This window comes from Sphingomonas sp. Ant H11, from assembly GCF_000797515.1.
Taxonomy (GTDB): Bacteria; Pseudomonadota; Alphaproteobacteria; order Sphingomonadales; family Sphingomonadaceae; genus Sphingomonas.
Genome location: NZ_JSBN01000049.1, coordinates 12,501 through 25,520, shown reverse-complemented (window position 1 = coordinate 25,520; position 13,020 = coordinate 12,501). Strand labels below are relative to the sequence as shown.

The 13,020-nt window shown below is 64.1% G+C and carries 13 protein-coding genes, 1 tRNA gene, 2 rRNA genes and 1 pseudogene (1 of these 17 cut by a window edge); 14 read left to right on the top strand and 3 right to left on the bottom strand.

The features are described from left to right. Positions 1-2: 2 nt before the first annotated feature. From NW75_RS10300 to NW75_RS10260, 14 genes and pseudogenes are all read left to right on the top strand, one after another. Positions 3-548, top strand: coding sequence for an inositol monophosphatase family protein (locus NW75_RS10300; protein WP_331386053.1), 546 nt, complete (start codon positions 3-5; stop codon positions 546-548). Then, the gene (locus NW75_RS27755; protein WP_331386052.1) at positions 515-832 is read left to right on the top strand and encodes an inositol monophosphatase family protein; all 318 of its coding nucleotides are present in this window, start codon (positions 515-517) and stop codon (positions 830-832) included. The genes NW75_RS10300 and NW75_RS27755 overlap by 34 nt, the downstream gene beginning before the upstream one ends. After that, a complete protein-coding gene (locus NW75_RS26345; protein ID WP_052192352.1) occupies positions 829-1,038 on the top strand; it encodes a hypothetical protein in 210 nt (69 codons plus the stop codon). The genes NW75_RS27755 and NW75_RS26345 overlap by 4 nt, the downstream gene beginning before the upstream one ends. A 94-nt stretch (positions 1,039-1,132) precedes the next feature. Beyond that, positions 1,133-2,710: a polysaccharide biosynthesis/export family protein gene (locus NW75_RS10295; protein WP_231565114.1), complete on the top strand. Its 1,578-nt coding sequence runs from the start codon at positions 1,133-1,135 to the stop codon at positions 2,708-2,710. Positions 2,711-2,718: 8 nt separating this feature from the next. Next, the gene (locus NW75_RS26340; protein WP_231565113.1) at positions 2,719-3,156 is read left to right on the top strand and encodes a hypothetical protein; all 438 of its coding nucleotides are present in this window, start codon (positions 2,719-2,721) and stop codon (positions 3,154-3,156) included. After that, positions 3,078-3,824 (top strand): hypothetical protein, encoded by a 747-nt coding sequence (locus NW75_RS10290; protein WP_231565112.1) that lies wholly within the window; start codon positions 3,078-3,080, stop codon positions 3,822-3,824. The genes NW75_RS26340 and NW75_RS10290 overlap by 79 nt, the downstream gene beginning before the upstream one ends. Then, positions 3,821-4,792 (top strand): glycosyltransferase family 2 protein, encoded by a 972-nt coding sequence (locus NW75_RS10285; protein ID WP_033965108.1) that lies wholly within the window; start codon positions 3,821-3,823, stop codon positions 4,790-4,792. Before NW75_RS10290 ends, NW75_RS10285 begins: the two co-directional genes overlap by 4 nt. Continuing rightward, the gene (locus tag NW75_RS10280) at positions 4,792-6,084 is read left to right on the top strand and encodes a hypothetical protein (protein ID WP_126849011.1); all 1,293 of its coding nucleotides are present in this window, start codon (positions 4,792-4,794) and stop codon (positions 6,082-6,084) included. Before NW75_RS10285 ends, NW75_RS10280 begins: the two co-directional genes overlap by 1 nt. After that, positions 6,081-6,392: an NAD-dependent epimerase/dehydratase family protein gene (locus NW75_RS26335; protein ID WP_231565111.1), complete on the top strand. Its 312-nt coding sequence runs from the start codon at positions 6,081-6,083 to the stop codon at positions 6,390-6,392. The genes NW75_RS10280 and NW75_RS26335 overlap by 4 nt, the downstream gene beginning before the upstream one ends. Next, complete coding sequence (locus tag NW75_RS10275) at positions 6,356-7,093, top strand: NAD-dependent epimerase/dehydratase family protein (protein ID WP_331386057.1); 738 nt, start codon at positions 6,356-6,358, stop codon at positions 7,091-7,093. The genes NW75_RS26335 and NW75_RS10275 overlap by 37 nt, the downstream gene beginning before the upstream one ends. Continuing rightward, positions 7,090-8,910, top strand: a complete 1,821-nt coding sequence (locus NW75_RS10270) for a thiamine pyrophosphate-binding protein (RefSeq protein ID WP_231565110.1) — start codon at positions 7,090-7,092, stop codon at positions 8,908-8,910. The genes NW75_RS10275 and NW75_RS10270 overlap by 4 nt, the downstream gene beginning before the upstream one ends. Then, positions 8,907-9,113: pseudogene (locus tag NW75_RS27750) on the top strand (GtrA family protein); the annotation flags it as partial. The gene NW75_RS10270 and the pseudogene NW75_RS27750, both read left to right, overlap by 4 nt. A gap of 4 nt (positions 9,114-9,117) precedes the next feature. After that, positions 9,118-9,321: a hypothetical protein gene (locus NW75_RS26325; RefSeq protein WP_231565121.1), complete on the top strand. Its 204-nt coding sequence runs from the start codon at positions 9,118-9,120 to the stop codon at positions 9,319-9,321. A gap of 124 nt (positions 9,322-9,445) precedes the next feature. Next, positions 9,446-11,041: an ArnT family glycosyltransferase gene (locus NW75_RS10260; RefSeq protein WP_052192350.1), complete on the top strand. Its 1,596-nt coding sequence runs from the start codon at positions 9,446-9,448 to the stop codon at positions 11,039-11,041. Positions 11,042-11,517: 476 nt separating this feature from the next. Here NW75_RS10260 and NW75_RS10255 read toward each other — a convergent pair. The 3 genes from NW75_RS10255 to NW75_RS10245 all read right to left on the bottom strand — a co-directional run. Further along, positions 11,518-11,594, bottom strand: a tRNA-Met gene (locus NW75_RS10255). A gap of 92 nt (positions 11,595-11,686) precedes the next feature. Continuing rightward, a 5S ribosomal RNA gene (gene rrf / locus NW75_RS10250) occupies positions 11,687-11,801 on the bottom strand. Between the two features lie 157 nt (positions 11,802-11,958). Next, positions 11,959-13,020 (bottom strand): 23S ribosomal RNA (locus NW75_RS10245) (it continues 1,731 nt past the right edge of the window).

Here is a 13,020-nt window from a genome sequence, read left to right as displayed (position 1 = left end):
CAATGGCGCTTCGCGAACAGGTTTCCGCGCTGCTCCGCGAGGTGGCACAAGCGGTGGTGATGCCATGCTTCCGCGCGCTGGCACCGCACGACATTGAGGAAAAGCGCCCGGGCGAAATCGTTACGCGTGCTGATCGCGAGGCGGAGCTTCGCCTGCGCGATGGCCTGGAAGCGCTGGGTCTGGGTGCGCGAATTGTTGGCGAGGAAGCGGTCGAGGATGCACCCGAACTGCTCGACAATATCGGTACCGGGCTTGTCTGGCTGATCGATCCCCTCGACGGCACCGCCAATTTCGCGCGGGGCGAGGCACCGTTCGGCCTCATGATCGCGCTGGTCGAAAACGGCGTACCGCTGGCTGGCTGGATGCTCGATCCGTTGCGCGACCGGCTTTGCCATGCCGAGCGCGGCAGGGGCGCGACGTGCGACGGTGCCCGCGTGCGCACCACCCCGTCCGGACGCGCGCGCCGATCGCGGCGCTCGGCACGCAGTTCCTGGCACCGGTGCAGCGCGCACGCGTGCAGGCAAGCGCCAGTCGGCGCTTTGACCTGACACCGATCCCGCGGTGTGCGGCCGAAAGCTATCCGCGCGTCGCGTTCGGACAGAATGATATCACGCTGTTCCAGCGCATCCTCCCCTGGGACCACGCCGCAGGTGCGGTGTTTCTGACCGAAGCCGGCGGCGAAATCCGGCATTGGGATCACCGCCCCTATCGCGTCGGATCGAACAGTGCGGGCGTTCTCGCCGCTGCCACCCCGGCTTTGTGGGACAGCGCATCGGCGCTCTTGCTGGGCGTCGGGAGCGCCTTGGCCGACGCGGAAGGCATTGCCGCATGACGACCGCCCGCCCGCTGTTCGCCTCTTCTACCGCAATCGCCCTGGCGCTGATTCTGGCACCCGGTTCGGGCATGGCGCAGTTGCTGTCGCCAGTGGCGGCGCAATCGCAGGATGCCACCGCACAACCGCGAAGCGCTGCGGCGGCCCAGACCGCGATCCCCCCCGCAAACCAACACGGCGGGATTTCAGCCAGCGGTTATCGATAGTCCGCCGCCCGAGGCGAACGAGCCGTCCGGGGCGACCAAGCCCGAGACGGGCCCACGCGCCCATGCCGCGCCGCCCAGTCCATTCGAGAGTTACGTGTCCGAAGCAGCGGGTATGCCGGTCCGGCGCTTCGGCGCAGAATTGCTGACCCCCGGTGCCCGCGATTTTTCGGCCCCACCGACGGTTGCAGTGCCAGACGATTACCGGCTCAATCCCGGCGATCAGATCCAGATCAGCTTGAGCGGATCGGTTCAGGCATCCAATTTGCGGCTCACCGTCGACACCGAAGGCCGCATCTTCGTACCCCGGGTGGGCGGGATCACGGTGGCAGGTGTGCGCTACGCCGAGTTGCACGACGTCATCGCCCGCCAGATCGCACGCCAGTATCGCGGCTTTGATTTGCAAACGACCGTGGTGCGGCTGCGCGGCATTACCGTGTATGTTACCGGCTTCGCCAACCAGCCAGGTTCCTATTCGGTCAGCAGTCTCGCGACCCTGGTCAACGCCGTGCTGGCAGCGGGCGGACCCGCCGCCGGTGGCAGCCTGCGCTCGATTCAGTTGCGGCGCGCGGGCAAACTCATCTCTGATTTCGACTTGTACGACTTGCTGCTGAAAGGCGACAAAAGCGGCGACGCGCCCCTCCAGAATGGCGACGTCATCTATATTGCCCCCGCAGGCCCGCAAGTGGCGGTGGTCGGCGCGATCAACCGCCAGGCGATCTTCGAAGTCGGCGCGGGCGAAAGCTTGCAGGACGCGATCCTCTATGCCGGTGGCGTCAGCACCGTTGCCGACAACAGCCGCTTGCTCGTGCTCGATTCGCTGGGGCAGCGCGATGCCGGCTGGCAGCAATTGACCCCCGCCGAGGCGCGCGCGCGCCCTGCACAGCGCGGCGACATCGTCCGCGTGCTTACCAACCTAGGGCTCGCCCGCCCGCTCGAACGGCAATCGGTGCTCGTCACCGTAACCGGCGAAGTGGCGAAGCCCGGGCGCTATTATCTGCAACCCGGTGCGCATTTGGGCGCGGCGCTCGCCGAAGCGGGTGGCCTCACCGCGGGGGCATTTCCTTATGCGAGCGTGATCACCCGCGACAGCGTCCGTCAGCAACAACGCGCGAGTTTTGACCGCGCGGTCAAGGATATGGAGCTCCAGCTTTCGACCCAGCCGTTGGTCTCGGTCGACCACGCCCGCTCGGCCCAGGTGGGCAATGTCGCGCTCATCCAGTCGATCGTCGAGCAATTGCGCAAACGCGAGCCGAATGGTCGCCTGGTCTTCGACCTGCCGGTAACGGCGACCACCCTGCCCGCCGATCTTATTCTGGAGAATAACGACAGCATCTACATCCCGCCGCAGCCGGTGACGGTCGGTGTGTTCGGCGCTGTGCCGAGCCCGGCGTCCTTCGCCTATCGCCGCGGCATGACGATCGGCGACTTCGTTCACTCGGCAGGCGGTGTGCAGAAGCTTGGCGACAAGACCGGGGTGTTCGTGGTTCGCGCCAATGGCACCGTGCTTTCCAACCGCAAGCGGATCTTCCGCGAGGCAGCGTTGCCCGGCGACCTGATTTACGTGCCGATCGATTCCAATCGCGGCGAATTCTGGGCGCGGATGCGCGACGTCACCAGCAGCCTGTTCGGCGGACTGACCGGGGCGGCCACCATCGCCGCGCTGCTGAATTGAGCCGCGCGATGACGATCGGGAGCGGCCTCGTGTCGCTGCGGCACGATGCCCGCAATCGGCGGATCGCGTATGCTGTGCTCGCTGTGTTGCTCGCCATTCTCTGTGTTTTTCCGCAGCCTTACGTAGCCCGCGCCAAGATCGTGCCGCAGGATGGCAGCTCGATCGGGCTCAGTTCGTCGATGGGCGCAGCGGGCAGCCAGCTCCAAGGCTTTGCGGCATTGCTCGGCAACGCGAAGACCCCAATCGACCTGTATCTGGCGATCGGTCGCGGCGGCGAAGTCAGCGACACGGTGATCGCCCGCCTCGGGCTGGTTGGTCCAGGCGGCTACGCCAACCACGCCAAGGCCGAAAGGCGCTCGACCGCGACATGGACGTGCATTCGCTCACCGGCGGCATCCTCGAAATCACCGCGCGCACGCATGACCCGCAATTGGCCGAGCGGCTGACGCGCGCCTATGTCCAGGCCATTGGCGAGCGCATCAACGCGCTCGGTCGTGATCGGGTGCGGCGCAAGCGCGCGGTGGTCGAGCGGCGGTTCAAGGAAGCCGTCGTCCGCGCGGCCAAGGCCGAAGCGGCGCTCAGCGATTTCCGCCGCCGCAACAAGCTGGCCGAGCCCGAAGCGCAATTGGGTGCGGAACTCACGCTGCGCGCCGGGCTCCAGGCCCAACTCCAGGCGAAACAGGTCGAACTGGAAACGCTGCAACGCTTCCAGGGTGCTGAAAACCCGCAACTCCAGTCGGTGCAGTCGGAAGTTTCCGCGTTACGCGCGCAGATTGCCGGCACCACCGCCCCCGCCGCCGGAGCCGCCGGTCCCAACGTTGCCGGTCTTTCCGCCATGTCGGGCGAATATCTCGATCTTTACCGCGACTATCGCTTCGCGCAGGCATTGTATGAAGTCTACGCGCGTTCCTCCGAAGAGGTCGCGGTCGATGCACTCGCCGCCGAGACCGCATCGGACGTCCAGATGATCGAAGCGCCGCGGCTCGACCCCGATCGCAAGTACAACATCCCGGCGGTGGCGGTGCTGCTGCTCGTGTTGCTTTGCGCCGCATTCACCGAAATTTATGCACCCGCCACCGGTCTGCGTCTTGCCCCCCGGAATGCAGACCGATGAGCGGCCGAGGCACCCCCGAACTGTCGATCGTGATTCCCTGCTTCAACGAAGCAGAGAATGTCGTTGCGATTTGCAGGGCGGTGGGTGCCGAGGCCGCCCGCCATGCGCACTCATACGAGATCATCCTGATCGACAATGGTTCGACCGACGGCACGCGCGATATCATCCGCGACCTGTGCGCTGCGGAACCGCGGGTTCGCGCCATCTTCAACACCCGCAACTATGGGCAAATGCGCTCGCCAACCTACGGCATTTACCAGGCGAGCGGCGCGGCGGTGATCGGCATGTGCGCGGATTTTCAGGATCCGCCCGAAATGATCGGAGAATTTCTGCGGCTGTGGCGCGCAGGGGCGCAGATCGTGCTCGGCCAACGCCGCTCGGAGGAAGGCGCGGGCCTGCTCGGGCCGGTCCGGCAGCTTGGTTATGCGGTACTGGGTCGGATCAGCGACTATCCGCTGATCCCCGGCGTTACGGGTTTCGGCCTGTTCGACCGGGTGGTGGTCGATACGCTCGCCACCTGGAACGAGCCGGAACCCTTTTTCCGGGGGATGGTGGTCGAAAGCGGCTACCGTCTGGCGCTGGTGCCCGTCGATCGCCCGGCACGCGCTGCGGGTACGTCGAAGAACGATGTCGCCGCGCTCGCCTCCTTTGCCCTGTCCGGGCTGGCCGGATCCGCGAAGACACTGTTGCGCGCTCCCATCCTCATTGCGCTCGGCACCGGTGCACTTGCCATCCTGCTCACGCTCGGCTCGATTACTGCGGCCTTCGTCGGCGGCCCCGTCTGGTCAGTCCTGGCAGCCGCGCTGGCGCTGGCGATGTTCGCCGTGCTGATGCTGTTCGTCGGCCTGATCGGCGAGCAAGTCCGCGTCATCGCCGAACGGACGCGCGGCGCTCCGCTGGTGCTGGAAAGCGAACGGATCAACTTCCCGGCAACCCGCGCAACCGCTCCGACCGTCCACGCGAGTTGATGCGTCGCCACCTTGCCTTGATCCCGGAAGCGCTGCTCGCGCTCACCGTGCTGGCGAGCGTCGCCTGCACGGCATGGCAGTTCGGCGTCCTCGGTTACCTGCCGCAACCCTTCGTGTTCGATACCAACGACACCTTCATGGATTGGTTCAACACCGCCTATTGGGCGAACAACCCCGGTACTTATGATGTGTGGCGCAGCATCTATCCGCCGCTATCCTTCGTGTTTCTCGACGCGTTCAGCCTGCCCGGCTGCTATCTCAATTCGCCTTTCTACGCGCGCGATTGTGATTGGCTGGGGCGCGGGGTCATCGTCGGTTTCTATTTGCTCGACGTGGCGCTTGCCTGGCTCAGCTTCCGCAGCGCCGATCCGCGTACCGCACCGATGCGGACCATCGCCATCGGCCTTGGGTTACCGCTGCTGTTCACGCTGGAACGCGGCAATCTGATCCTGGTGGCCTTTGCCTGCTTCATGCTGGCGCATGGCCCACTCAGGATCGGCGCGCGCTGGCGCTATGCGGCGACCGCGGCGACCATCAACTTCAAACCCTATCTGCTGCTGCCGGTCGCCGCGCTGGCGGTAAAGCGCAAATGGCGCGCGCTGGAGCTGGCAGGTATCGCCACGGTGCTGCTGTATCTTGCCACGCTTGCCGTTGTCGGCAGCGGCACGCCTGGGGAATTGGCCGCCAACACCGCGAATTGGCTCGTGTTCCAGAGCGGGCAAGTGTGGAACGAAGTCCATTATTCGACGAGCTACGCCCCGCTGCTGCTGATCCGCGCGTCGCAGATGCCGATCCTCACGTACATACCTTCGCGCACCATCGAGACGATCGAGACGATCGTGCCGATCGCGATCCGCACCAGCCAGTTGGTGGCCCTGCTTGCGCTCGCCGGTGTATGGCTTCAGCCGCGCGCCGTGTCCGCACACCGCATCGCCACGCTATTGCTCGGGGCGTATCTCATCGCCCAGTCTCCGGGCGGTTATACCCAGACTTTCCTGCTGTTCCTCGTCTTCCTCGAGCCCTGGCGGCGCGGCGGTCCGATCGTCGCGCTGATCTGCGCCTATCTGCTGTGCATCGTTGCCGACCGTACCCTCACCACCATTCTCGAGGTGCCGGGGACAAGCTGGCTGAGCGGACAATCCGTTACGGCAAGCTTCGGCATTGCGCTCGGTCATTTCGTCCGGCCCGGACTGATCATCCTGATCGTCTGGGCACTCGCGATCGACAGCATCGCGCTGGTCGTTCGCGCCCACCTGACGCAGCGACCCAGCCTGGGCCTGCAGCCGGCATGATCCTCGAAGCCGATCTCGCTGCGGTCGATACCGCGCTCGCACCGCTCTGGCCGCGGCTGGAGGGCGCGCATCTGTTCATCACCGGCGGCACCGGCTTTATCGGCCGCTGGATGCTGAAGGCCCTCGCGCGCGCGCCGGTCGACGTGCAGGTGACCTTGCTCAGCCGCAATCCCGCCGAATTTGCCGCGCGCGCGCCGCACCTCGCCGCGCGCTTCCACTGCGTAAGCGGTGACGTGCTCGATTTCGCGCCACCACAGGTGCCTTCACGCACATCATCCACGCCGCCACCGACGCCAGCGCCGCGCTGAACGCTCAGGACCCGAGGCGAATGTTCGACACGATCGTCCAGGGCACGCGCAACGCGCTCGATCTTGCGGTCGCTTGCGGCGCGCAGCGCGTGCTCTTCCTCAGTTCGGGGGCGGTCTATGGTGCCCAGCCTGGGGATATCGCGCATGTTAGTGAAACCTGGCATGGCGCGCCCGATCCGCTCGATCCGCGATCGGCCTATGGCGAGGGCAAGCGCGCCGCCGAAATGCTCTGCGCGATCTATGGCAAGCAATTCGGGCTCGACGTGGTCGGCGCTCGGATCTTCGCATTGCTGGGCCCGCTCCTCTCGCTCGACATCCATTTCGCCGCCGGCAACTTCGTCCGCGATGCAATGGCAGGGCGCACGATCCGCGTCGAAGGCTCGGGCGAGGCGGTGCGCTCCTACCTCTATGCCGCGGACCTGACGGTATGGCTGTGGACACTGCTGCTGGCGGGCAAGCCCGGCATGGTCTGCAATGTCGGGTCCGAAGAAGCGGTCTCGATCGCAGCGTTGGCGCAGCGCACCGCGGCGATCCTCGGTTCGCCGGGGGTCGAAATCCTCGGCCGCCCGGACCCCGGTTGGAACCCGGGCCGCTACGTCCCCTCGACGGAGCGGATACGCGAACAACTCGGCGTCAGAGCGACGATCGGCCTCGACGAGGCGATCCGGCGCACCGCGCTTTGGAACGGATGGAAACCATGACTACGATGAAACTCTCCACCTGGGTGGCCGAGCGCCTCGCCATGCAGGGCCTGCGCCACGTCTTCATGCTGACCGGCGGCGGCGCGATGCACCTCAACCATGCGCTCGGCACGCATCCAGCGCTCGAGACGGTCTTCACCCATCACGAACAGGCGCTCGCAATGGCGGCGGAGGCCTATTACCGCCTCACCAACCGGCTGGCCGTGGTCAACGTCACCTCGGGCCCGGGTGGTACCAACGCGATCACCGGCGTTTACGGCGCGTGGGTCGATTCGATCGGCATGCTCGTCCTGTCGGGGCAAGTGAAGAACGAGACGACCGTGCGCTCGACGGGCCTGCCGCTCCGGCAGTTCGGCGACCAGGAACTCGATATCGAGGAACTCGTCCGCCCGATCACCAAATATGCCGTGATGGTCACCGATCCGGGCACGATCCGCTACCATCTCGAAAAGGCGCTCTACCTTGCCACCAGCGGGCGGCCCGGCCCGGTCTGGCTCGACATTCCGCTCGACGTACAAGCGGCACCGATCGACCCGGACACGCTGCCGGGCTTCGATCCGGCCGAGCTGGACGAGCCGTGGAAGCACGCCGATCTCGCCGCCACCGCCACTACGATCCTGGAAAAACTCCAGGCGGCCGAGCGACCGGTGGTCTTCGCGGGCGGTGGCGTGCGGTTGAGCGGTGCCTATGCTGCATTCCTCGCGCTGATCGAAAGGCTCGGCGTCCCCGTCGTGACCGGCTGGAACGCGCACGATGTGCTGTGGAATGCCCACCCGCTTTATGCCGGGCGGCCCGGCACCGTGGGCGATCGCGGCGGCAACATGGTAACGCAAAGCGCCGATCTGCTGCTGGTGCTGGGCAGTCGCCTCAACATCCGTCAGGTGAGCTATAATTGGAAAACCTTCGCGCGGGGGGCGTACAAGATCTGGGTCGACATCGATCCGGTCGAACTGCGCAAGCCGACCGTCGTGCCCGACATGCCGGTGGTGGCCGATCTGGCCGACCTCATCCCCGCCCTGCTCGCTGCGCCTTATGAGGGGCCAAGCGTACAGCAGCGCGAGTGGCTGGCCTGGTCGCGCGAACGCGTGCGCCGCTTCCCGGCGGTGCTGCCGGAATATCACGCGCACGGCCCCGCCAACCACCCCTATGTGGCAATGGAAAAGCTGTTCGGGGCCCTGGGCCAGGACGATATCGTCGTCACGGGTAACGGCAGTGCGTGCGTGGTCAGCTTCCAGGCCGCCGAGATCAAACGTGGCCAGCGCATCTGGACCAATTCGGGGTGCGCGACGATGGGGTACGATCTCCCCGCCGCGATCGGTGTGTGCACCGCGACGGGTGGCGAACAGCGCGTCATCTGCATCGCGGGCGACGGCAGCATCATGATGAACCTGCAGGAAATGCAGACGATCGCGGGCAACCGCCTGCCGGTAAAGGTCTTCCTGCTCAACAATAACGGCTACGTCTCGGTTTTTCAGACGCAGCGTAACTTCTTCAATGGCGAGGAGGTCGGCGGCGGACCCAAGAGTAACGTGACCTTTCCCGATTTCAGCAAGATCGCGGCAGCCTTTGATTTCGCGTATTTTCGCGCCACGGGCCATGCCGATCTGGACGCGGCGATCACCGGGGCTCTCGCTACCGACGGTCCTGTACTGTGCGAAATCATGATCGACGAGCATGTTCCCTTCGCCCCCAAGCTTGGTGCGAAGCAACACGCCGACGGTCGCATCACCTCGCCCGCATTGGAGGATCTGTCGCCCTTCCTGCCGCGCGACGTTCTGCGCGAAAATATGCGGATCGAGCTGCTGGAGGATCTGTGATCCGCGCCCGCGCCAAACACGCTCAGCGCCCCCTGCGCTTCGTCGCCGCCGGTGCCGCGAACACCGCCTTTGGTCTGGCCCTATACCCTGTGCTGTTGTGGAGCACCCCCGTGCTGCAACGGCATTATCTCCTCGCATTGGGCATCGCCCAAGCGGTCAGCCTCTGTTTCGCCTTCGCAACCTACAAGCTCGGCGTGTTCCGCACCCGTGGCAACATCGCCCGCGAGTTCGGCGCTTTTTTCAAGCTTCTATCTGTTCAACTACGCCGCCAATTGGGCGGCGCTGCCGGTGCTCGTCGAGTTTGCCGCGATCCCGCCGGTCATCGCCCAGTTGGGCTTCACGGCGGTGCTGATCGTCGGCAGCTACTTCTGGCATAGCCGGGTAAGCTTCGCCGGGAGCAAGCAGGCATGATCGGCGACTTCAATGTGATCAGGCTGGCCGATGCCCCCTCCTGGCGAAACCCAGCGCCTCGATCGATGCGGTTGGAGGCCCTGTCATAACCGCCCGATCGCTGCGCGTCGCCCGGGGTGCGGCAGTGGCCGCGGTGCTACTGCTGGCCGCAGGCCTGCGCCTCGCTTCCGTCGGTTTCGGCCTGCCCGCGCTCAACGATCCCGATGAGCCGCTGTTCGTGATGACCGCCCTCGAAATGCTGCGCGATCACACTCTCAATCCCGGCTGGTTCGGCCATCCGGGCACGACGACGCTCTATGGCCTGGCGCTGACCAGCTATCTCGCCGCTGCGACCGGCATCGTCGCCGGACGCTTCGCCGATGCACACGCCTTTGTCAGCGCGGTCTATGCCGATCCCGGCATCATTTTCCTGCCGGGGCGCTTGCTGATCGTCGCGTCGGGCGTGGTTTGCGTCTGGCTGACCTACCGCATCGGCACACGCATCGCCGATCGCCGCATCGGTCTGCTCGCCGCTTTTTTTCTCGCGATCAACGCGGTGCACATCCAATATTCCCAGGTCATCCGCACCGATGTCGAGGCGAGCGTCTTCATGCTGTTGGCAACGCTCCGCGCGCTCGCCATCGCGCGCGACGGACGGTGTCGTGACTACGTCCTTGCGGGACTGTGCGTCGGGCTTGCCTGCGCGACCAAATGGCCCGCGGCAGTGGTGGTGTTCAGTCCCGCGTGCGCCGGTCTGTCGCGCATCGCCTTTGATCGCCGCGCGCTTGCCCATCTTGCGCTGCTCGGGTGTGTATCGACCGTCACGCTCTTTTGCGTATCGCCCTATTTGTTGATCGATTATCCGACCGTGCTGTTCGATCTTGGCGGTGAAGCACGATCCGCGCATCCTGGCTCGACCGGGGCTGGCTTCCTTTCCAATCTCGGCTGGTATGCCGCGCATCCGCTACTGCGATCGTTCGGCAGTGCCGGGCTAATCCTAGCCGCAGTCGGCCTCGTCGCCATGGCCCGCGACCAGGCGCAGGTCCGCGCCGCCGCGCTGCCCGGATTCCTCATGTTTCTGGTGGTGATTTGCGCCCAGGCCCTGGTGTGGGAACGCTGGGTGGTGCCACTGCTACCCTTTGCGGCGCTTGGCATTGCCTATGCGATCGGCGCAATCGCCGATCTCGGCGAACGTCGCTTTGGGCCCGATGCACGCCATTTTGCGTGGATAGGCGCGGCCTTGGTCGCGCTTCCCATGCTGGCGACGACCTACGCCAACACGGACGAACGGCTCAACGACACGCGCCAGATCGCGGCGCACTGGGTGCGTGACCATGTGCCGCCAGGTTCCAGCATCCTGGTCGAACACGCCGCCTTCGACTTGTTTCGAGGGCCCTGGCAGCTCCGCTTCCCCGTAGGGGCGGCGGGCTGCATCGACGCACGTCAAGCGCTTGGCGGCCACATCCGCTACTCGCGCGTAGAACGGCTTCGTCGCGGCAATCCCGTCGTCGACATCGGGTATGTCGACGCTCGGAAGCTGACGACCTGCCGTGCCGATTTTGCGGTGTTCAGCCACTATACCCGCTATGCGACGGACCGCAGGTTTGCGCCGCAATTGGCGCGCTATCGTGGCTTGATGCGGGGCGGGTGGATTCGCGCCATCATCCGGCCTCTGCCCGGATACTCGGGCGGCCCCGAGATCGTCATAGTCGAAACCGGCCCGGGCGTGTCGCGTCCATAGCGAAGCCGCGGTGGAAGATATCCGGGTAGCGAACTAGTCTTGCTCCGATTATCTATTGCGCGGCCGGATCCGCCCGCTTCTATTGTGTGGGTGTCGCCTTCCGGGGAACATATCCTGAAGTCCTTCTTTGAAAGGACCGAAGAGAACCAAGCAATTAGTTCTGTGGCGCGCAGTGGGGGGAACGGCCTGACCGAGATCATCACCGCGACCGGCTGAGGTCGCGCCGGACGCGAGGGCTGGTTTTTGGTCGATCCGGATAGCAGGGGGGATTCACCGTCAGGCTGTCCCTCGAGCATCAGGTTGCTCTCGTGCCGGTATTTCGCGGTTTATGAAGAGGACATGTCGTCACTGAGTTCGCATTAGCGCCGCCCCACGCCGGGGTCGAACGGCCTGTGGTTCAGGCACTATCGCGAGGCGATGAGCCCAGAACGCAAAAAACCCCGGTGCTTTCGCATCGGGGATATCGCAATCGAAGATGGTTGCGGGGACAGGATTTGAACCTGTGACCTTCAGGTTATGAGCCTGACGAGCTACCGGGCTGCTCCACCCCGCGGCAGTTCCGCTTGTGTCGCGGAACGAAAGGGTAGGTGACATGTGAATGGGTTCTTTTGATCCAAGGGACTTTTGCTGCTCACCGGCTTCAATGCCTGGCGACGACCTACTCTTCCATCACTTAAGTGATAGTACCATCGGCGCAGTCAGGTTTCACGGCCGAGTTCGGGATGGGATCGGGTGGGGCACTGACGCTATAGCCACCAAGCAATGGAGCCGGTGAACAGCAAAGGGGTTCTTTGATCTTAAAATCGGTGCACGTTTACGACAATCTGAAGATGGTAGTTGTTAATCAGGCGTTGCATTTGATCATCCGCCATCTGCGACACGCTGGTTTACCCAGGATTGTCATTGATGGTGGGACTCTCAAGCGCGAATAGAGCAATTAGTATCGGTTAGCTCCACGCGTTACCGCGCTTCTACATCCGATCTATCAACGTCATGGTCTCTGACGGCTCTATGAAATCTTATCTCGAGGGAGGCTTCCCGCTTAGATGCTTTCAGCGGTTATCCCGTCCATACATAGCTACCCTGCTGCGCTCTTGGCAGAACGACAGGTACACCAGAGGTATGTTCAACCCGGTCCTCTCGTACTAGGGTCAACTCCTCTCAAATTTCGACGCCCACGGCAGATAGGGACCAAACTGTCTCGCGACGTTCTGAACCCAGCTCACGTACCACTTTAATTGGCGAACAGCCAAACCCTTGGGACCTGCTCCAGCCCCAGGATGTGATGAGCCGACATCGAGGTGCCAAACAACCCCGTCGATATGAGCTCTTGGGGGTTATCAGCCTGTTATCCCCGGCGTACCTTTTATCCGTTGAGCGATGGCCCTTCCACGAGGGACCACCGGATCACTATGACCGACTTTCGTCTCTGCTCGACTTGTCAGTCTCGCAGTCAGGCGGGCTTATGCCATTGCACTCTAACAGACGGTTTCCAACCGTCCTGAGCCCACCATTGCGCGCCTCCGTTACTCTTTAGGAGGCGACCGCCCCAGTCAAACTACCCGCCACAGAGGGTCCCTGATCCAGTTTCATGGATCGAGGTTAGACATCAGAAAACAACAGGGTGGTATTTCACCTATGGCTCCACGTCAGCTGCGCCAACGCTTCAAAGCCTCCCACCTATGCTACACAGTTCTTTCCTAATGCCACTCTGAAGCTGCAGTAAAGGTGCACGGGGTCTTTCCGTCTAACCGCGGGAACCCCGCATCTTCACGGGGAATTCAATTTCGCTGAGCATGTCCTGGAGACAGTGGGGAAGTCGTTACGCCATTCGTGCAGGTCGGAACTTACCCGACAAGGAATTTCGCTACCTTAGGACCGTTATAGTTACGGCCGCCGTTTACCTGGGCTTCATTTCAGAGCTTGCACCCCTCCACTTAACCTTCAGGCACCGGGCAGGCGTCAGGCCCTATACGTCG

Coding starts and splice junctions, on each gene's coding strand:
- NW75_RS10300 (WP_331386053.1), top strand. CDS start 3: ATGGCGCTTCGCGAACAGGTTTCCGCGCTGCTCCGCGAGGTGGCACAA.
- NW75_RS26345 (WP_052192352.1), top strand. CDS start 829: ATGACGACCGCCCGCCCGCTGTTCGCCTCTTCTACCGCAATCGCCCTG.
- NW75_RS26340 (WP_231565113.1), top strand. CDS start 2,719: ATGACGATCGGGAGCGGCCTCGTGTCGCTGCGGCACGATGCCCGCAAT.
- NW75_RS10290 (WP_231565112.1), top strand. CDS start 3,078: ATGGACGTGCATTCGCTCACCGGCGGCATCCTCGAAATCACCGCGCGC.
- NW75_RS10285 (WP_033965108.1), top strand. CDS start 3,821: ATGAGCGGCCGAGGCACCCCCGAACTGTCGATCGTGATTCCCTGCTTC.
- NW75_RS10280 (WP_126849011.1), top strand. CDS start 4,792: ATGCGTCGCCACCTTGCCTTGATCCCGGAAGCGCTGCTCGCGCTCACC.
- NW75_RS26335 (WP_231565111.1), top strand. CDS start 6,081: ATGATCCTCGAAGCCGATCTCGCTGCGGTCGATACCGCGCTCGCACCG.
- NW75_RS10270 (WP_231565110.1), top strand. CDS start 7,090: ATGACTACGATGAAACTCTCCACCTGGGTGGCCGAGCGCCTCGCCATG.